This window comes from Streptomyces sp. NPDC046939 (assembly GCF_040644575.1).
Lineage (GTDB): Bacteria > Actinomycetota > Actinomycetes > Streptomycetales > Streptomycetaceae > Streptomyces.
The window spans coordinates 1-18,938 of record NZ_JBEYWV010000053.1; the positions used below are offsets into that span (position 1 = coordinate 1).

The window sequence follows — 18,938 nt, forward strand, 5'->3', positions numbered from 1 at the left end:
GCCCCTGGAGCATGCGGCTTCGCCGCAGCCCCATGGTGCGCCCCTGAGATGGCGCACGAAGTGCGCATCTCAGGGGCGCGGGGAACTGCGCGACCAGCCCCCACCGGGCCGCGGACGAACGAACGACCGCCCTCGCGCCTAGATCCGGTGAATGGTGATCGTGGTCCAGGCCCCGACATGGACCCGGTCACCATCCTGCAGCGGTACCGGGACGAACGGCTGGATCGGCTCCTCGCCGCCGTTGACCGTCGTGCCGTTCGTCGAGTTCTGGTCGACGACCGCCCACGTGCCGTCCGGCTGCTGCACGAGCACCGCGTGCGAGTGCGAGACGCCCGGGTCCTCCGGCGGCACCGACAGATCGATGTCGGGGGTGTCGCCGGTGGAGTGGCGGCGGCGGCCGATCGTGACCTGGTTGCCGGTGAGCTGGCGCTGCTGCTCGGGCGAGTACGCGGGCAGGTTGAGCCCCGACGCCTCGGGTCCGCTGCGGTGCATCATCGCCATGAAGTACTCGCGGTCCGGGCCGATCGTCGCCGACCAGCTCACCGCGTACTGCGGCCGCTGCTCCTGAGGTGCCTGGGGCGCCTGCGGGGCCTGGGGCGCCTGCGGCGACCGGGGTGCCTGCGGCGGCTGCTGCTGGAACGGCGGTGCCGTCGTCGACGGAGCCGACGCGGGCGCGGGCCCCGACGACGGGGGTGAGATCACCCAGTCGTCACCGTTCGTCCCGCCCCCGGGGCCGGGCCCCTGCCCGGACGACGGGTTCGGCGGCCCCTGCGGAGGTCCCTGCGGCGGCCCTTGCGGCGACTGCGGCCGCCCGAAGTCCGGGAACGACGGCTGCGGCGGACCCGACCGAGGCGGCCCGGAGGGACTGGGCTGCGGCGGGCCGGGCTGCTGCGGCGCGGGCGGCGGGCCCGGCTGCTGGGGGCCGGGCTGCTGCGGACCCGGTCGCTGCGGCGGCGCGGGTGCCGGGGGCTGCTGCTGGAAGGCTTGCGGGACACCGCCCTGCGCCCCGTTCGGACCGGGCGGCGGCGGGAACGGGGACGGGCCCGACGGCTCGCTGCCGAACGGGCTCGGCGGGATCGGCTCGGCGGGCCGGTTCATCTGCGAGGGGCGCGAGCCCTGGTACTCGTACGGGTCCGGGCCCTGCGGCGGCTGCTGGAAGCGCAGCGCCGGGTTCGGACCACCAGGACCGCCGGGACCGCCGGGACCGCCCTGCGTGGGCAGCGGTGGGTTCGGGGCGGCCGGGGTGTACGACGTCGCGGTGTTCGTGAGGAAGTTCCAGCGGCACTCCTCGCAGAACGGCGCGCCGCCCTCGCGCGGCGTACGGCACTGCGGGCACAGCTCGGGCGCGCCGCCCGCGCTCCCCGGCGCCTGCGGCACGGACGGTCCGGGATACCCGTAACCGGCGGCCGGTGGCGGCGGGGGCGGGGGCACGGCACCGGTCATGCGGTGACCGCACACCTCGCACCAGTCGTCGGAACCCGACTGGTGTCCGTTCGGGCAGGTCGGCATGTCGGCGCTTCCCCCTCTCCTTCGTACAACTCGACTCGTCACATCTCGACAGGGCCCGGGCCGCTACTTCTTGACGCGGACCGTCTTGGTCGACCGGGTCTCGAGAGTCATCTCGTCGGCCTCGGCGACCTTCGCCTTCAATCGAACAGTACCTTCCGCGGCGTCGACCACGTCCACCACCTTCGAAAGCAGTTTCGCCGTATCCGCGTTGCCGGACAGGGCCGCGAGCTGGACGGCGCGGCCGAGTTTCGCCGTCGCCCCGTCCGCGTCCCCGGCCTTGCGGGCGTCGAGGCCCTGCTGGATGACCTGGGCCAGTTCGGCCTGCCCGGTGTAGTGCGCGACCTGCGGGTTGATCGAGGTGGAGGCGGCCATGTCGTCGGTCCACACGGCGCGGACGAGGCCCTGCGAGAGGGTCTGCGCGGTGCCGTCGGGCCGCGGTATCACCAGGGAGACGCGGGCGGCGAGCATCTCCTGGCCGATCTCGGCCTGGGGGACCTGGACGCAGATGTGGTAGTCGCGGGACTCGTCGCCCCACGAGCCGGTCGGGTAGTCGCCCGCGCGTACGCCCGCCTCGGTGCGGCGGCCGGTCAGGTCGCCGACGGTGGGCGCCACTTGCTTGACGAACTTGATCTCGGAGCCGAGCGGTGTCCACAGGCGCAGGGAGACGTCGGCGACCTCCTTGCCCATCGCCGCCTCCATCATCTGCGTGAAGTCGGACGCGAGGTGCGCGGGGTCGGCGACGATGTCGGCCGTGCCGAGCAGCGCCGAGGCGATGCCTGTGACCTCTTTCACCTCCCAGTCGGTGCCGACGCCCCGCGCGTCACAGGTGAAGCGGCCCGCGCACGCGTCGAGCGTGGCGCGCAGGTCCTCGGGCGACTCGTGCTCGTTGCGCCCGTCGGTGAGGAGGATGCCGTGGCGGATGGAGACGTCCGCCGAGGACAGCAGACGGTCGGCCAGGCGCAGCCAGGTGCCGATGGCGGTGCCGCCGCCCGCGCTGAGCTTGCGCAGCGCCTGCTTGGCCTGGTCCCGGGTGGTGGGGTCGGCGACGGCGAGCCGCCCGGCGCCCGGATAGACCTCCTTGGCGACGTGCGTGCCCGCGATCACCGCGAAGCGCACGCCGTCGCGCAGGGTGTCGATCGCGGCGGCCGAGGCGTCGCGGGCGCCGCGCATCTTCGTCGGCGGGTAGTCCATGGACCCGGAGCAGTCCACCATGAGCGCCACCGCCGCCTCGGGGCCGCCGCCCGCGCCGTACAGGTGCGGGGCGCCGACGGCGGTGCCGATGGTGCCGCCGCCGGTGGACGTCACGGTGACGATCGCGTTGACCTCGCGGCCGCCCTCGGGCAGGTACTCGTTCTGGTACACCTCGACCGAGAACTGCGGGATGTTCGACTTCGAGAAGTTCGCCATGACGGTAAGTCCCCCCTGAACCACACCACCGTTTGAACTGGACCACCGGACGGTGTCGCCCGGTCTAGGCCGATCCTGCCCCTTGTCCCGGAACCGGGAACGGCAGCACCGCCACTGTTACGTTGTCGTGGCCCCCGCCGTCGAGCGCGTGGCCGACGAGCACCTGCGCGCAGTGCAGCGGCCGCCGCGCCGCGTCCGCGGGCACCACCGCCGCCATGTCCTGCGCGCCCTCCGCGTAGTTCCACAGTCCGTCGGTGCACACCACCACCACACCAGGCCGGTCCGGTTTGAAGGAAGCGGTGTGCGGCTCCAGTTCGTAGGCGTCCGCGCCGAGCCAGCCGGTGATGGCGTGGGCGCGCTCGTCGGCGTACGCCTCCGCCTCGTTCATCAGGCCCGCGGCGACCATCTGCGCGGCCCACGAGTCGTCCTCGGTGAGCCGGGCGGCGGGCGCGGTGCGGTCGTCGGGCACCCAGTAGGCGCGCGAGTCCCCGATCCAGCCGACGACCAGCAGCTCGCGCGTGATGATCGAGCCGACGATCGTGCAGGCCGGCGCGTTCTGGTGCGGCTGGTGCTCGCGGGCCGTCTCGGGCTCCTCGGCCAGGGCGTTGACCGCCTCGGCCGCCGCGACGATCGCCTCGTGCATGGCCTGCTGCGGGTGCGTGCCGCGCGGCAGCGACGCGTGCAGCGCCTCGTTGGCGGCGCGGGACGCGGCGAGGGAGGCGTCGTCGGGGCGGGTCGCCGAGGAGACGCCGTCGCAGACGACGGCGACGACGGCGGGGGAGCCGTCGGGGAGCGCGGCCGAGGAGATCGCGAACGCGTCCTCGTTGCGGTGGTGGCGCAGGCCCCGGTCGCTGACGGCGGCGACCGCCCCCAACTCCTGCTCCATGTGGTCGCGTTCGCGCGGCTGGGCGTGCCCGCAGTTCTCGCAGTAGCCGTCCGCGTCGACCTGCCCGGCGCGGCACGCCACGCACACCTTGACGCCCGAGGGCGGTGTCGCGGCCTCCAGGACCTCCGGCGGCACCGTCCGCGGATCGGGCGCGGCCAGCTCGAAGTCGCCGCCCCCGTCCACCGGGTCGTCGGTCCGTGCGACGGCGGGCAGTTCGGCGCCGCCGGACTCGATGCCGGGGATCTCGGCCGGCACATGGACCGGCGCGGGCGTGTCCGAGCTGCCCGGTTCGGGGGCGTCGGGCCAGTCCACCTCGGCCGCCTGCGGGGCGGTCATGGTCAGCGTCGGCTGGTCGCCGGAGCCCGCCAAGGCCGACGGCACCGACGACAGGTCGTACCCGCAGGCGCCGCAGAAGCGGTCGCCCTCGTCGAGCGGCTCCTCGCAACTGGGACACACGGACATAGCGGCCGCCTTGTGCGTCTGCGCCATCAACTCACACCCACGTCCGGGGGCGGTAGCGGTTGGCCCGCTCCACCAGTTCGATCCTCTCCTCGCCGCGCTGAGCGAGCCTGGCCAGTGTGCGGTACGAGCGCTCCAGGCCGAGACGCAGGCCGCGCTCGTCCAGATCGTTGCCGAGCACCACCGCGCGCCCGGGACCCTGAGGCTGACCGGAACCCTGCCTACCGGAGAGTACCCAGTCCAGGGCCGTGCCAAGGACCTCGGTGGACAACTGCTCGCGGCGCACCGCGTCGAGCCCGAACGTCTCAAGGGCCTCCACCTGTCCGGCCGCCGCGGTCAGGTCGTGCAGCAGCGGGTCGCCGTTGACGCCTTCGCTCATACGTCCCCGCAGGCGCGCCCGTACCGCCGCGACCCGGGCCGCCGTGTAGTGGATCGACGACTCCGGGACCGACTCCAGGGTGCGCACCGCGCCGCCCCGGTCGCCCGCCGCGAGCTGCACCCGCGCGAGCCCGAACGCGGCGCTGACATAGCTCGGGTCGGTGGACCACACGAGGCGGTAGTACTCCGCCGCGTTGTCCAGCTGGCCGAGGACCTCCGCGCACACGCCGAGCGCCAGCTTCGGCGCGGGCTCGCCGGGGAACGCGTCGTAGACCGCGTCGAACGACAGGGCCGCGCTCTCGTGGTCGCCCGTCGCGAGCGCCGCCACGCCCCGGTACCAGACCACCCGCCAGTCGTCGGGGTGGTCGGCCTCCAGGGCGGCGAGGCCCCGGAGGGCGGCGTCCAGTTCGCCCATCTCCAGGCGGGCCCGCAGCTCGCGCAGGCGCAGCTCCAGGGAGCCGGTCGGCGCGGCGTGCAGGGCGGCGATCAGCTCGGCGGGCGCGGACGCCATCAGGCCCGCGAGGAACCCGGCGTTCGGATCGCCCGGATCCACTCTCGGCACCGGCAGGGCGAGCGCGGTCAGCGGCGCCTGCAACTGCTTGACCAGCGCGGACGGTGACGGCGGCAGCGCGGGCGCGACCGGCGCGGCGAGCGCGGCGGCCTTCTGCCGGCCCTGCCGCCCCCGGTCCTGCCGTACGCGGACGGGCACGGCCCGCGCCCCGAGGCGCGACACCTCCCCTTCCAGGCGCCCGAACAGCTCCGTGTCGGTGACCTTCACCTCGGGCCCGAAGAGGGTCGACAGGGCGGGGCGCGGCCGGTTCGTCTGCAGCGCGACGACCTCCCGCAGCACGCCCGTCAACTGCTCGCTCATCTCCTGCGCGGAGCCGAACCTGCGGGCCGGGTCCGGGTCGGTGGCGCGGACGAGGAGCCGGTAGAAGGACTCGTAGCGGCGGAAGACGTCGATGGAGTCGGGGTCCGGGAGGGAGTCGACGAAGACGTTCGTGTAGCCCTGGAAGTCGAAGGTGAGGACCGCGAGCGTACGGGCGACGGTGTAGAGGTCGGAGGCGACGGACGGGCCGACCTCGGCGACCTCGGGCGCCTGGTAGCCGACCGTGCCGTAGATCGCGGACTCGTCGTCGTCCATCCGCCGGACCGCGCCCATGTCGATGAGCTTGAGCTGGTCCTCGGTCTGTATCGCGTTGTCGACCTTGAAGTCGCAGTACAGCAGGTTGCGGCTGTGCAGATGCCCGAGCGCTTCGAGCGCCTCGATGCCGTACGCGCACGCCTGCTCGACCGGGAGCGGGTCGCGCCTGCCGTCCGGGGTGCGCCGCTCGTTGGCGATCTCCTTGAGCGACTTGCCGCCGACGTACTCCATGACGATGTAGCCGTCCATGGAGCCGGTGCGCTGGTCGAGGTGTTCGACGAAGTTGTAGATGCGGACGATGTTGGAGTGCTCGATCTCCGCGAGGAAGCGGCGCTCGGATATCGCCGCCGCCATCGCGTCCTGGTCGCCCGTGTCGAGCAGGCCCTTCAGGACGACCCAGCGGTCGGAGACGGCCCGGTCTATGGCCAGATAGACCCAGCCGAGGCCGCCGTGCGCCAGGCAGCCCACGACCTCGTACTGCCCGTGCACCACGTCACCGGGGCCCAGCTTCGGCACGAACGAGTACGGGTGCCCGCACTTCGTGCAGAACCCCTCCGTGCGGCCCGGCCGACCGCCGCGCGCCCGGCCCACCGGGGCGCCGCAGTCCGACCGCGAGCAGAATCGCTTCCGCTCGGGGACCTCCGGGTTCTCCTGCACCATCACGCGTGGGTCGGGGCGCGGCACGTCCGGCACCCGTACGAGCCCCGCGCCGAGCCGGGCCCGGTTCGACCCGCTCGCCGACGTGCCCGAGCTGCGCACCGACACCGACCGCGACGACCCCGACGCCGAACTCCCCGACAGCGAACGCGACAACCGTCCCGACACCGACCGGCGCGACTGCGACGACCGCGACGAGGCGCGCGACGACGCCCGCGAACTCGCCGAACTCTGCGACCCGCGCGACCCGCGGCCCGCGACCCCCGTCGGCGGCGACGCCACCAGCCCCGTCGGCGACACGACCGGGGCGAGCCCGCACGTGTCGCAGTACAACTCCCCGCCCCCGACATCCTCGTAGGAACCGGCGCAGCCGGGGCGCTGACAGCCGCGGTCGGCCGCGCCGCCCGCCGCCGCCCGGGCCGCCGGCGCTCCCTCCGGCTTCAGACCGCAGGTGTCGCAGTACAGCTCCCCGCCCATGTCCTCGTAGCGGCCCGGGCAACCGGGTCGCGTGCACTCCTGGCCCTCGGCCATGGCTACGACTCCCCCCTCCGGTCGGTGGGCGCCGCCCGCTCGGGGTCGCCCGACGACAACACCTCGGCGGCCGCCCGCTGATAGCGCAGCACCGCCTCACCCGCCACCCGCAGATCACAGGGCGCGCTCCACAACATGCGGCGCGCCGCGTCGTACCGCTCCACGAGGAACGGGTCCTCCGCGAACCCGAGCCGCGCCACCTTCGCCTTGTACGCGTCGAGCCGCCCGCGCAGCTCGGCGCGGACGGCGAGCGGCGCGGTCACCGCCGTCAACGACTCGCGCGCCCGCAGCAGTTCGTCCTCGGCCTTCGTCTCCAGCGACTCGAGGAGCGGCGACAGCCGGTGCCACTGGCCGCGCCTGCGGTACTCGGCGGCCGTCGCCAACTGCTCCTGCAACGCGATCGGCGGACCCGACACCGCCGGCACCTCCGACGCCGCGATCTTCGCGAGGACCTCGCCGCGCGCCGCTCTCGCCTCGGCGAGCGTACGGTCCGCGCGGGAGAGCACGTCCCGCAGCCGGCCGAGCCGCGCCTCCGCGTCCTGCCGCACCGTGAGCACGGCCTCGATCTCGCGCCGCACCTCTTCCAGGGCGCGCGCCTGCCGGTCGTACGCCGTCGTGTCCGGCCGCCCGCCCCCCGGGGCCGAACTGCCGGGCGCCTTCTGCCAGTACGTCAGCGGGTCCGAGACCACCTCCTCGCGCAGCCGGGTCAGCGCGGCCGTGATCCGCTCCAGGTCGTCCCCGGCCGGGTGCTCCCCGGGCCGTACGCCGACGGAGTGCGCGAGGCGGCGCGTGCGGTGCAGCTCGGCGGCGAGCAGGTCGATGCGGGCGGGCAGCGCCGACCACACCGCGTCGGCGGCGACGACCATGTCGAGGGACGACGCGTACAGCTCGTTCATCCGCTCCACGAGCGCGGCGAGCGTGAAGTGCTCGGAGAGCTTCGCGGGGCCGGTGAGCGACTGCGCGCCGCCGTCCGCACCCGCGACCGGGGCGACCGTGACGGCCTCGCCGCGCAGCAGGTCCGTGAGCTGGGTGAGGTCGTCCCGGTTCGGCCACTTGCGGCGGGAGCGGACCTCACGCGCGGTGCGCAGCGCGCCCGTGTACGCGTCGAAGTACGTCCAGAGCAGGGTGATCGCCTGCTCGGCGGCGGCCCAGCGCTCCCGGGTCGCCCCGGTCAGCCGCGCCCCTTCGAGCAGGCGTCGCCCGGCGTGGTCCTGGAGCGCGAGCAGCGACGTCTCGATCGCCTCGTGCTCGGCACCGAGCCGGGCGAGGGCACGGTCCACCTCGTCCCGGTCCATCACCGGACCAGGGGGTCCCGCGACGCCCATCGATCACCTCTCGCTTCTTTCGGTTCCCTCAACGGGGCTTCCCCCGACGGGTGGCGGTGCAACGTTGCGGCGCTACTTGTACTTGGGTGCGGGCGGTCCCCCCGAGGGTCCGAGCGCGGGCTCCAGCCAGCGGTCGTACGACTTCTGCCAGCCGCCCCCGCGGTAGTCCTCCAGGACCTCGTTGACCCGGCGGACGAGGTCGTCCGAACCTTTCTTCATGGCGACCCCGTAGTACTCCTCGGTGAACGGCTTGCCCTTCAGCTCCACCGTAGGGTCCTGCGCGGCCTGGCTCGCCGCGAGGGCGCCGTCGGTGACGACCGCGTCGACCTCGCCGAGCTGGAGGCGCACCAGGCAGTCCAACTGGTTCGGCACCGTCGTGGAGATGTCCGTGTCCGCCGGGATCCTCCCGTCCGCCCGGCCCTGCTTCAGCGCGGCCTCGGCGGTCGAACCGGCCGCGGAGCAGACCCGCTTGCCGCCGAGCGTGTCGTCGAACCCGTCGATCCGCGCCGTCTTCGGCGCGAGCACCTGCTGCCCGGTCTGGAAGTAGGCGGTGGAGAAGTCCACGTCCTTCAGACGGTCGCAGCTGATCGTCATCGTCCGCACCACCATGTCGACGTCGCCGCGCTGGATCGCCGGTATGCGCTGGTTGGTGGGGATCGCCTTGAAGCGGATCTTGTCCGGGCTGCCGAGGATCTCCTGGGCGATCTCGTGGGCGAGGTCGATGTCGAAGCCCTCCAGCTCGCTGGAGCCGCCGGTGCTGTTCGGGTCCCGGTAGCCCCACCGGTAGCTGTTCTGGTCGACGCCGACCGACACATAGCCCCGGTCCCGGATCGTCCGCACCGCGCCGCCGCTGTCACTGCCGGACCGGCTCACGCTGCGCTCCGGCTCCTTGCCGGGCACGTCCGGATCGCAGTCGTCAGCCCTGGCCTGCGTCCCGGCGGCGACACCGCCCGGCCCGGACCCCGCGCCCCCGTCGCCGCCGTGGCCGGAAGCGCCGCCCGCGCGCTGCGTCAGGGGGAGCAGCAGCGCGAACACCACCGTCAGGGCGCAGGCCACCGCCATCGACGCCACGCCGCCCCAGCCGCGCAGACTCACCCCGCGGATCCCTCGCTCCCGTCGCTCCTTCATCGCCGCACCCCCTCTCACCGGTACTCCGACAGCCTGCGCCCGATGCCGAGCACCGCGCCCACCGCGGCGAGCACCGCGAGGACGGCCGCGCCGACCGGCAACCCCGTCATCGCGTCCCGTCCGCCGCCCGCCTCACTGCTGAACTGACGCTGCTCGTGCGCGAGCGCCTTGTCGAGATTCTGGTCCACCAGATCGAAGCACTCACCCGTCGGCTTGTCCTGCTTCGAGCCGATGATCTTGTCGAGCGCGGCCTGGTAGTCGCCGTCCTCGTCCGCGTGGCGCGCCTGCGTGTGGCGCTTCAGCCACTCCTTCATGCTCGCGTTCGCCCCGTTGACCGGCGTGCGCCCCGCGCCGTCGTCCGCCAGCGCGTGCGCCGCCGTCAGCTTCGTCGCGAGGAGGTCCATCTGGCGCTGGAAGTCGACGTCGTACTTGTCCTTGGTCTCGCCCTTGACGGTCGTCGTCTCCGCGCCCCGGCTGACCAGCGTCAGGTTCTCGTTCCCGCGCGCCTTCAGGGAGGCGATGGACGCGTCGTGCAGCACGTTCAGGGACCGTACGCCGTGGTCGTACGAGGCGTTGAGCCCGCTGCGCGCGACCGTGTGCCCCACGACGAGCCACAGCAGGACGACGACGGAGGCGGCCGTGGCGGCGAGCATCCCGTGGTTGAACACCCGGTTCGTGCGCCGGTAGTTGCGCCGCTGGGCCCAGACCAGGACGCCGAGCGCGAGCACGCCGACCGCGATCGCGATCCACGGGTACGGGGTCGCCGCGTCGTAGTCGTCGCGCAGCCGCTGGTTCTCGGTCGTGTAGAGGTTCTCCGCCTCCGGGAGCATCTCCGTCTGCATCTTCTCGTTCGCGTACCGCAGGTAGGCGCCGCCCAGCGGGAAGCCCTGCCGGTTGTTGGCGCGGGCCCGCTCGATCAGGCCCTTGTACTGCGGCAGCAGCGTGTTGAGCTTCGCGATCGTCCTCGCCGAGGGGGAGCCCGGGTCGGTGGAGGCGGCGGCGGTCACGAGCTTGCCCGCGGCCGTACGGATGTCCTTCTCGTAGCGGTCGCGCACGGCGGCGGGCTCCTGGCCCCCCGCCAGGAAGCCGCTGGACGCGGCGGTGTTGGCGTCCGCCAGCGAACGGTAGATGTCGGCCGCGTCCGCGCTCAGCGGCTGGCTGGAGTGCAGCACGTCGTCGGCGGCGGCGGAACGGTCCGTCATCTGCCACGCCGTCGTCGCCCCGAACGCGACGACGAGCAGCGCGAGGACCGCGCCGATGATGCGCAGCCTGCCCGGCTCGGTGGTGGCCGCCGCGCGCAGCCGGTCGACGCCTTCCGCCCAGGCGGTGCGCCTCGCCGGCGCGGGTGCGGGCGCCGGTGCGGGTGTGGACGCGGGCGGGATCGCGGGTGCGGGTGGGGTCGGTGCGGCCCCCGGTGGCTGCTGCTGCGGGGGCACGCCCGGCCTCGGCGGCGCGGCGCTCCCGTTCGGCGGGTATGTCACTCGACCCTCCCCCATGGAGTCGTACGTCGGCCGCAAGTATCGCTGCCGCGCCGGACATCCGCACAGCCATTGCCTGGATCTTGTTCCGCGGCCCCCTACTTGAACACGAACTAGGGAGGTGTTCGGTTCCCGGCCGCGTGGTCGACCGCGGGCCGGTGGGGGGCTGGTCGCGCAGTTCCCCGCGCCCCTGAGATGCGCACTGCGTGCGCCATCCAAGGGTTATGAGGCTGCGGCGGAGCCGCATGCTCCAGGGGCGCGGGGAACTGCGCGACCAGCCACGCACCACCCGCACCCTGCGACGAGAGACCCGGCCCTACGGCGCGAAGGCCCGCCGCAACGCCGCGTACACCTCCGGACCGGCCCCCACATGGTCCAGCCCCAACAACCCCGCCCCCAGAACAGGCCGCTCCGACACCACCCGCGGCACCGCCTTGGGCGCCCGCCCGGCCAGCAACTCCCTGACCCGCGAATCAAGCTGAGGATGGCGCGCCGCCAGCACACTCCCACCGAGCAGCACAGGCACCTCCTCCTCAAGGAGATCCAGCCGCCGCAGCGCAACCGTCGACATGGCCACCACTTCCTCCGCCATCCGGTCGACCAGGGCCCGCGCCACCGCGTCCCCGCCCGCCGCCGTCGCGAACAGCACGGGCGCACACTCGTGCCGCCGCGCCGCGGGCAACCGCCCCAGGTGCAGCGCCTCGATCAGCGCGTACATGGACGGGAGCCCGAAGTGCTCGGGGAGCGCGCGCATCAGCGCGGTGGGCTCCCCGCGCCCGTCCTCCGCCCGCGCGGCGAACCACAGGGCCTCGTCCGCGAGGCCCCCGCCGCCACCCCAGTCCCCGGAGATCTTCCCGATCGCGGGGAACCGCGCGGTGCGCCCGTCGGGCACCATGCCGACGCAGTTGATCCCGGCCCCGCACACGACGGCGACCCCGCGCGGCTCGGCGTCCTCCAACAGCCCGGCCCGCAGCACCGCGAACGTGTCGTTCCGTACGTCGACACTCCCCGCTCCGGACCAGCCACGCGCGCGTACCGCCCGTGCGAGCTGCTCCTCCTCGACCGGCAGATCGGCGTTGGCGAGGCAGGCCGACACATGGTCGACGGAGTCGATGCCCGCCTGCGCGAACGCCCGGCCGACCGCTTCCGCGAGGACGTCCACGGCCGGTTCGACGCCCACGTAGGGCGGTTGGAACCCGCCGCCGCGGGCCGTGGCGACGACACTGCCGTCGGCCGTGACCACCGCGACGTCGGTCTTGCTGTTGCCCGCGTCGATGGCAAGGACGGTCATGCCCACGCGAGGTGCTCCCGGTTGTGCGCGATCAGTTGGTCGGTGAGCTGCTCGGCGTACTCGATCTGGCCGATCAGCGGGTGGGCGAGCAGCGCCTTGAAGACGCGCTCCCGGCCGCCGCGCAGGGCGGCGTCGAGGGCGAGGTCCTCATAGGCGGTGACGCCCGCGACGAGCCCCGCGTACAGCGGGTCGAGGCGCGGTACGGGCAGCGGGCGCGCGCCCTTGCCGTCGACGGCGGCCTGCACCTCGATGACGGCGTCGTCGGGGAGGAACGGCAGGGTGCCGTTGTTGTACGTGTTGACGACCTGGTGGGGCGAGCCGCCCCCGCCGAGGAGCGACGCGGCGAGGTCCACGGCGGCCTCGCTGTAGAAGGCGCCGCCGCGCTTGGCGAGCAGCGCGGGCTTCTCGTCGAGCGCCGGGTCGCCGTACATGGCAAGCAGCTCGCGCTCCATCTCGGCGACCTGCGCGGCGCGTGACGGCTTGGTGCGCAGCTCCCGTACGACGGCGTCGTGCTGGTAGTAGTAGCGCAGGTAGTACGAGGGCACGACGCCGAGCCGGTCGACGAGCGCGCGCGGCATGTGCAGGTCCTCGGCGATCGCGTCGCCGTGTTCGGCGATGAGGCGCGGCAGCAGGTCTTCGCCGTCCGGGCCGCCGAGGCGGACGCCCAGCTCCCAGGTGAGGTGGTTGAGGCCGACGTGGTCGAGGTGGACGTCGCCCGGCGCCACGTCGAGCAGCTTGGCGAACTTGCGCTGGAATCCGATGGCCACGTTGCACAGCCCGACGGCCTTGTGGCCGGCTTGCAGCAACGCGCGCGTGACGATGCCGACGGGGTTGGTGAAGTCGATGATCCAGGCGTTCGGGTTGGCGCGGCGCACGCGCTCGGCGATGTCGAGCACGACGGGCACGGTCCGCAGCGCCTTCGCCAGGCCGCCCGCCCCGGTGGTCTCCTGGCCGACGCAGCCGCACTCCAGGGGCCACGTCTCGTCCTGGTTGCGCGCGGCCTGGCCGCCGACGCGGAGCTGGAGCAGCACGGCGTCGGCATCCGCCACGCCCGCGTCCACGTCGGACGTTGTACGTATGACTCCCGGGTGGCCCTGCTTGGCGAAGATGCGGCGGGCGAGGCCGCCCACCAGTTCCAGCCGGTCGGCGGCCGGGTCGACGAGCACCAGCTCCTCGATCGGCAGCGTGTCCCTCAGCCGGGCGAAGCCGTCGATGAGTTCGGGGGTGTAGGTCGATCCTCCGCCGACCACTGCGAGCTTCATAACTGTCCTTACCGTCCTTAGCCCTTGACCCCGGTGAGGGTGACGCCTTCGACGAAGGCTTTCTGTGCGAAGAAGAAGACGACGCAGACCGGCGCCATCACGAGCAGCGTCGCGGCCATCGTCAGGTTCCAGTTCACGCTGTGCGCGGACTTGAACGATTCGAGCCCGTAACTGAGCGTCCAGGACGCCGGGTTCTGGGCCGCGTAGATCTGTGGCCCGAAGTAGTCGTTCCAGCAGTAGAAGAACTGGAACAGCGCGATCGCGGCGATGCCCGGCTTGGCCATCGGCACCACGATCCTCAGCAGGGTCCGCAGCTCACCGCAGCCGTCGACCTTCGCGGACTCGATGTACTCCTTCGGGATCGTCAGCAGGAACTGACGGAGGAGGAAGATCGAGTACGCGTCCCCGAACGCCATCGGGATGATCAGCGGCCACAGCGTCCCGGAGAGGTGGAACTGCTGCGCCCAGACCAGGTACATCGGGATGACGATGACCTGCGGCGGCAGCATCATCGTCGAGATGACGAGCAGCATCGCCGTACGCCGCCCGCGGAAGCGGAACTTGGCGAGGGCGTAGGCGACGGGGATCGCCGAGCAGACGGTGAAGAGGGTGCCGAGGCCCGCGTAGATCAGAGAGTTCTTCCACCAGTCCAGGAAGCCCTCGGTCTGGAAGACCGTCTTGTAGTTGTCCCAGTGCCAGGAGCTGGGCCACAGGTCGCCGCTCATCGCCTGGTCGTCGCTCATCACGGACGTCAGGAAGACGAAGACGAACGGCAGGACGAACAGCAGCGCGACGGCGATCGCGATGCTGTGCACGGCGATCCAGTTCAGGACGCGCTTGCGGCGGGCGCGGGCACCGGCCGGGCCTTCGTCGGCGGAGCCGGCGGCGGCCGTGGTGGCCGCCGGGCGCAGGGTCGTGGTGGTCATGGGATCAGTCCTCCGCCGAGAGCAGGCCCGAGCGCTTGCGCATGAGCAGCATGGTCACGGCCATCGCGATGACGAACAGGACGAGCGAGAGCACGCACGCCGCGCCGGTGTTGAAGTTCTGGAAGCCCATCGAGTAGACGAGCTGGGGGACGGTCAGGGTCGAGTGGTCCGGGTAGCCCGGCTGGATCACGGACCCGGGCCCGATGGAGACACCGGAGGCGATCTTCCCGGCGACCAGCGCCTGCGTGTAGTACTGCATGGTCTGCACGACGCCCGTCACCACGGCGAACATCACGATCGGCGTGATCGACGGCCAGGTCACGAACCGGAACTTGCTCCAGGCGCCCGCCCCGTCCAGCTCCGCCGCCTCGTACTGCTCCTTCGGTACGTCGAGGAGCGCGGCCATGAAGATGACCATGAGGTCGCCGATGCCCCAGAGCGAGAGCATGACGAGGGAGGGCTTGGCCCAGGCGGCGTCGTTGAACCAGTTCGGCCCTTCGATGCCGATCTTGCCGAGGATCTCGTTGACCGGTCCGGTGGCCGGATTGAGGAGAAAGACGAAGGCGACGGTGGCGGCGACCGGCGGGGCGAGATACGGCAGGTAGAAGGCGGTCCGGAAGAAGCCGACCCCGCTCTTGATCTTCGTGACGAGCAGCCCGAGCGAGAGCCCGAAGAGGACCCGCAGCGCCACCATCACCACGACGAGCCACAGCGTGTTCCACAGGGCGGGTCCGAACAGCGGCATGTCCTGGAACACGTACTTCCAGTTCCGCAGCCCCACAAAAGTGGGCGCCTTGATCTGGTTGTAGTGCATGAACGAGAAATAGACGGTGGCCAGCAGCGGATAGGCGAAGAAGATGCTGAAGCCGATCAGCCACGGGGACAGGAAGCCCAGGGTGCGCAGTCTGCGCCGCGCGGGCCGGGAAAGTGTGAGTGCCATGCGCGGGTCCTCAGTTCTGCGACTGCAGGGTGTCGGCGTCGATGAGCTTGTCGAGGCGTTGCAGCCCCTTCTTCAGATCCGGAACCTTCCCCGCCTCCGCGGTGTACGAGAAGTCCTGGAGCTGGACGACGTACATGCCGCCATTGGTCGACGGAGGCAGCACCTGGCTGTACTTGTTCTTCGCGATGTCGAGGAACGTACGGAACGTCGGGTCGGCGTCGAGCTTCGGCGAGGCGAGCGCGGCCTTCGTCGACGGCACGTTGTGAATGGCATTGGCGAACGCGACGACCTGATCGGTGTCGGCGGTCAGGAACTTCACCAGCTCCCAGGCGGCGTTCTGGTGCTTGCTGCTGTGCGCGATACCGGCGACGGTCCCGGTGAGGTACCCGCGCCCGTACGTCTCCACCTGGTCATCGGGGACGGGCAGCGGTGCGACGTCCCAGTCGAACTTCGCCTTGGCCTCGTTCAGCATCAGCCCGCGCCACTCACCGTCCAGATGCATGGCGAGCTTGCCGCTGAGAAAGGCGTTCTGGTTGGACATCTCGTCACCGAACGACGTCCGGAACCGTTCGAGGGCGTTGTATCCGCCCTGCGCGTCCATCAGCTTCTTCGCGGTGTCGAAGAACGCGTACGTGGCGGGGTCCTTGGACAGCCGCGACGTGCCGTCCTTGTCGAAATAGGTCGGTCCCCACTGGGCGAACAGCCGGTCGGGACTGTTCTGGTAGAGCCGGAAGTTGGGCATGAACCCGACGCGTTCGTACGAGTTCCCGCCCTTCTTCTTGGTGAGCTTCTTCGCGTCGGCGATGAACTCGGACATCGTCTTCGGCGGGTGGGTGATGCCCGCTTCCTCGAACGCGTCCTTGTTGTAGTACATCCCGAAGGCGTCGGCGAGGAGCGGCAGGGCGCACTGATTGCCGTTGTAGCTCGTGTAGTCGAGAAGCGACTGCGGGAAGACTTTCTTCTTGTCGAGCCCCGTCTTCCTCATGAACGGGTCGAGGTCGACCCACATCCCGGAGTCGCAGTACTGGCCGACATTGTTGGTCGTGAAGGACGAGACGACGTCGGGGGCCTCGTCGCCGCCCGCGCGCAGCGCCTGGTTGACGGTGGCGTCGGAGACGTTGCCGGTGGCCCGCACCTTGATGTTCGGGTGCGCCTTCTCGAAGCGGGCGATCGAGTCGTTGATCGCCTTCACCTCGCCCGGCGCCGACCAGCCGTGCCAGAACTTGAGGGTCACCGGCTTCGTCGGATCGTCATCGGCGCTGCCGGTGCTCGGGTTGGCACAGCCGGCGAGCAGCAGTCCGGCCGCGGCGAGCACGACGGGAGCGCGCAGGGGTATACGCCATCGGGGCATGGCGAGGTCCTTTACGTGAGCGATGCGTGTACGGGGTCGGGGGCGGGGCGGCGCTACTGGCCGGCACCGCTCGTGTCGAAGACGGTGGCGCGGGCCTGGGTGAGGGCGGTGCGCAGGGCGCCGGTGAGGATGGGGTCGTCGTCGAGCTCGCTGATGCGCAACTGGGGGCGGGGCAGCGCGAGCCCGGTCAGCTCGGCCTCGACGCGCTCGCGCAGGGCGTCGCCGCCGGCCTTGGCGACCTGCCCCGACAGCACGACGAGTTCGGGGTCGACCACGGCGACGACGGCGGCGAGACCGGTGGCGAGCCGCCGGGCGACCTCCTCCAGAACGGCCGGCCGGGCGAGCGCGTCGGCCAGGTCGGCGGCGTCGGGCGCGAGGTCCCGCACGGCGGGCGCGGCGACGAGGCTCTGGAAACCGCCGCCCGCGTCGGTACGGGCGGCGACGGCGTCACCGCCGCGGGCCAGCGGCGCGCCGGGCAGCGGCATGTAGCCGATCTCCCCGGCGCCGCCGGTGGCGCCGCGCAGCAGGACGCCCCCGAGCACGATGGCGGCGCCGACGCCTTCGTCCACGTAGGCGAGGACGAAGTCGTCGTGGTCCTGCGCGGCGCCCTCGTACTGCTCGGCGAGGGCGGCGAGGTTGACGTCGTTCTCGATGGAGACGGGCGTGCCGAGCACTTCGGCGAGCTCGGCGAGCAGGGTGCGGGAGTGCCAGCCCGGCAGGTGCGGCGCGTAGCGGAGCTGACCGGTGCCGGGGTCGATGGCGCCGGGCGTGCCGATGACGGTGGCGGTGAGGTCGTCGTGCCCGAGCCCCGCCTGGCCGAGGGCGCCGTCGACGGCCTCGGCGACGAGCTGCGCGGTGCGGTGCCGCACGTCCTCCGCGACGGCGTGCGCCTCGATCCGGCACCGGCCGCGCTCGGCGCCGGTGACGTCGGCGACGACGGCCGTGATGCCGGTCGGGTCGGCGGAGAGCGCGGCGACATGGGCGGCGCCGGGGTCGATCTCGTAGAGCACGGCGTTCGGCCCCGGCCGCCCGGTCTGGCTCCCGGTGCTCCGCACGAGCCCGGCCGCTTCGAGCCGCCCGAGGATCTGCGACGTCGTCGGCTTGGAGAGGCCGGTGAGTTCACCGATACGGGTGCGGGTGAGGGGCCCGTGCGCGACGAGCAGATCGAGCGCGGCGCGGTCGTTCATGACGCGCAGCACGCTGGGCGTACCAGGGACACCGGGGTTCCCGGAGGTTGCCACCATGGCCGCTCTCCCTCCTCACCGCACTGTTAGGAAACTTTCCTATCGGCTGCGAGGAACGTAAGTGCCGGGTGACGGGGCCGTCAATAGGGGGTGGAGACGAGGGGGCCAACTCGTTATGCGGCGTTTCACCGAGGACTGCCGACTGACCTCAGTCCACGAACGGGGCGGTGTCGAGCGTCGGATAAGGCTCGGGCAGAGGCAGCGGGCGGCCCAGGTCGACCTCGGTACGGGTCGTGTAGTGACCGTCGACCGGGACGGAGTGGCAGGTGGCCTTCTTGGCGTGCCGGTCGATCAGGACGTAGACGGGCACGTCGGCGGCGGCGTAGGTCCGCAGCTTCGGCCCGGTGTCGGTCTCGTGATTGCTGGAGGTGACTTCGCCGACGAGGGCGACCATGTCGATGGGGTACCAGCCCTTGTGGGCGCGTCGGTAGGACTCGTCGAGGTCGCTGGGGCGACGGCGGCGGACGTAGAAGTCGGGAATGACCAGGGCCATGGTGCTGCCGTCTTTGTGCGCGGCGCGGTATCCGTTGTTCATACCGACCAAACGGATTCCGGCGACGCGGAACTGGTAGCTGAGCTCGAAGGCTCCGTCGTTGTGCTGGTCATTGGGCTGCGGAGGCACGCTGACGGCTCCCTCGATGTACTCGGGCCGAATCGGCGCCTGGGACGCCTCCTCGATCGCGATCAACAGATCGATGGGGTCCTGCTGCGGCTCCATGACCGGCTCCAAGATGGGTGCGGTGCTCATCGCTGGTCCTCCGTGTCGCTGCGGCCAGGCTACGCCGGTGCCGGGTGCCCCGCGCAGAACTGTCGGCGGTGCCGGGCGGTGCGGTCCGGGGTATGCGCGTCCGTTCACTCGAACGAGCGTGCAGAAGCGTTCCGCTCCGCGGGGTCCGGTTGGTCGCCCCTCAGCGCACCGTCTCTGTGAAGCGGGTGGGGCTGCGGGTGAGTGCTGACGTCATGCCGCACGGCGCGGACGGGGGCGGCCGTCTGCCTCACGGCAGGCGGCCGCCCCCACGAAC

Annotated in this window: 14 protein-coding genes; all 14 read right to left on the reverse strand. The window is 72.1% G+C overall.

What is annotated here, in order from left to right; all coding sequences use genetic code 11:
* Positions 1-138: 138 nt before the first annotated feature.
* Positions 139-1,509, reverse strand: coding sequence for an FHA domain-containing protein (locus ABZ877_RS37980; RefSeq protein ID WP_361080886.1), 1,371 nt, complete (start codon positions 1,507-1,509; stop codon positions 139-141).
* Between the two features lie 63 nt (positions 1,510-1,572).
* A complete protein-coding gene (locus ABZ877_RS37985; RefSeq protein WP_361080888.1) occupies positions 1,573-2,916 on the reverse strand; it encodes a VWA domain-containing protein in 1,344 nt (447 codons plus the stop codon).
* A 64-nt stretch (positions 2,917-2,980) separates the two neighbouring features.
* A complete protein-coding gene (locus ABZ877_RS37990) occupies positions 2,981-4,264 on the reverse strand; it encodes a protein phosphatase 2C domain-containing protein (RefSeq protein ID WP_361080890.1) in 1,284 nt (427 codons plus the stop codon).
* A 31-nt stretch (positions 4,265-4,295) separates the two neighbouring features.
* Entirely contained in the window at positions 4,296-6,971 is a 2,676-nt protein-coding gene (locus ABZ877_RS37995; RefSeq protein ID WP_361080892.1) for a tetratricopeptide repeat protein, read from the reverse strand.
* A 2-nt stretch (positions 6,972-6,973) separates the two neighbouring features.
* Positions 6,974-8,296, reverse strand: a complete 1,323-nt coding sequence (locus tag ABZ877_RS38000) for a hypothetical protein (protein ID WP_361080894.1) — start codon at positions 8,294-8,296, stop codon at positions 6,974-6,976.
* A gap of 72 nt (positions 8,297-8,368) precedes the next feature.
* Positions 8,369-9,424: a glutamate ABC transporter substrate-binding protein gene (locus tag ABZ877_RS38005; protein WP_361080896.1), complete on the reverse strand. Its 1,056-nt coding sequence runs from the start codon at positions 9,422-9,424 to the stop codon at positions 8,369-8,371.
* A gap of 14 nt (positions 9,425-9,438) precedes the next feature.
* Entirely contained in the window at positions 9,439-10,905 is a 1,467-nt protein-coding gene (locus ABZ877_RS38010; protein WP_361080898.1) for a hypothetical protein, read from the reverse strand.
* 313 nt (positions 10,906-11,218) lie between these two features.
* Positions 11,219-12,193, reverse strand: a complete 975-nt coding sequence (locus ABZ877_RS38015; RefSeq protein ID WP_361080900.1) for a BadF/BadG/BcrA/BcrD ATPase family protein — start codon at positions 12,191-12,193, stop codon at positions 11,219-11,221.
* A complete protein-coding gene (locus ABZ877_RS38020) occupies positions 12,190-13,455 on the reverse strand; it encodes a 6-phospho-beta-glucosidase (RefSeq protein ID WP_361080902.1) in 1,266 nt (421 codons plus the stop codon). Before ABZ877_RS38020 ends, ABZ877_RS38015 begins: the two co-directional genes overlap by 4 nt.
* A gap of 17 nt (positions 13,456-13,472) precedes the next feature.
* Positions 13,473-14,381, reverse strand: a complete 909-nt coding sequence (locus tag ABZ877_RS38025) for a carbohydrate ABC transporter permease (RefSeq protein WP_361080904.1) — start codon at positions 14,379-14,381, stop codon at positions 13,473-13,475.
* Positions 14,382-14,385: 4 nt separating this feature from the next.
* Positions 14,386-15,321, reverse strand: a complete 936-nt coding sequence (locus ABZ877_RS38030; protein WP_361080906.1) for a sugar ABC transporter permease — start codon at positions 15,319-15,321, stop codon at positions 14,386-14,388.
* Positions 15,322-15,331: 10 nt separating this feature from the next.
* Entirely contained in the window at positions 15,332-16,672 is a 1,341-nt protein-coding gene (locus ABZ877_RS38035) for an ABC transporter substrate-binding protein (protein WP_361080908.1), read from the reverse strand.
* A gap of 53 nt (positions 16,673-16,725) precedes the next feature.
* Positions 16,726-17,916 carry an ROK family transcriptional regulator gene (locus ABZ877_RS38040; RefSeq protein ID WP_361080910.1) on the reverse strand — a complete coding sequence of 397 codons (1,191 nt, stop codon included), beginning with the start codon at positions 17,914-17,916 and terminating at the stop codon, positions 16,726-16,728.
* Positions 17,917-18,064: 148 nt separating this feature from the next.
* A complete protein-coding gene (locus tag ABZ877_RS38045) occupies positions 18,065-18,664 on the reverse strand; it encodes a Uma2 family endonuclease (protein WP_361080912.1) in 600 nt (199 codons plus the stop codon).
* Positions 18,665-18,938: the final 274 nt, after the last annotated feature.

Bases quoted from the DNA above. Each gene is read 5' to 3' on its own strand.
- ABZ877_RS37980 (WP_361080886.1), bottom strand. From the start codon at position 1,509: ATGCCGACCTGCCCGAACGGACACCAGTCGGGTTCCGACGACTGGTGC.
- ABZ877_RS37985 (WP_361080888.1), bottom strand. From the start codon at position 2,916: ATGGCGAACTTCTCGAAGTCGAACATCCCGCAGTTCTCGGTCGAGGTG.
- ABZ877_RS37990 (WP_361080890.1), bottom strand. From the start codon at position 4,264: ATGTCCGTGTGTCCCAGTTGCGAGGAGCCGCTCGACGAGGGCGACCGC.
- ABZ877_RS37995 (WP_361080892.1), bottom strand. From the start codon at position 6,971: ATGGCCGAGGGCCAGGAGTGCACGCGACCCGGTTGCCCGGGCCGCTAC.
- ABZ877_RS38000 (WP_361080894.1), bottom strand. From the start codon at position 8,296: ATGGGCGTCGCGGGACCCCCTGGTCCGGTGATGGACCGGGACGAGGTG.
- ABZ877_RS38005 (WP_361080896.1), bottom strand. From the start codon at position 9,424: ATGAAGGAGCGACGGGAGCGAGGGATCCGCGGGGTGAGTCTGCGCGGC.
- ABZ877_RS38015 (WP_361080900.1), bottom strand. From the start codon at position 12,193: ATGACCGTCCTTGCCATCGACGCGGGCAACAGCAAGACCGACGTCGCG.
- ABZ877_RS38020 (WP_361080902.1), bottom strand. From the start codon at position 13,455: ATGAAGCTCGCAGTGGTCGGCGGAGGATCGACCTACACCCCCGAACTC.
- ABZ877_RS38025 (WP_361080904.1), bottom strand. From the start codon at position 14,381: ATGACCACCACGACCCTGCGCCCGGCGGCCACCACGGCCGCCGCCGGC.
- ABZ877_RS38030 (WP_361080906.1), bottom strand. From the start codon at position 15,321: ATGGCACTCACACTTTCCCGGCCCGCGCGGCGCAGACTGCGCACCCTG.
- ABZ877_RS38035 (WP_361080908.1), bottom strand. From the start codon at position 16,672: ATGCCCCGATGGCGTATACCCCTGCGCGCTCCCGTCGTGCTCGCCGCG.
- ABZ877_RS38040 (WP_361080910.1), bottom strand. From the start codon at position 17,916: ATGGTGGCAACCTCCGGGAACCCCGGTGTCCCTGGTACGCCCAGCGTG.
- ABZ877_RS38045 (WP_361080912.1), bottom strand. From the start codon at position 18,664: ATGAGCACCGCACCCATCTTGGAGCCGGTCATGGAGCCGCAGCAGGAC.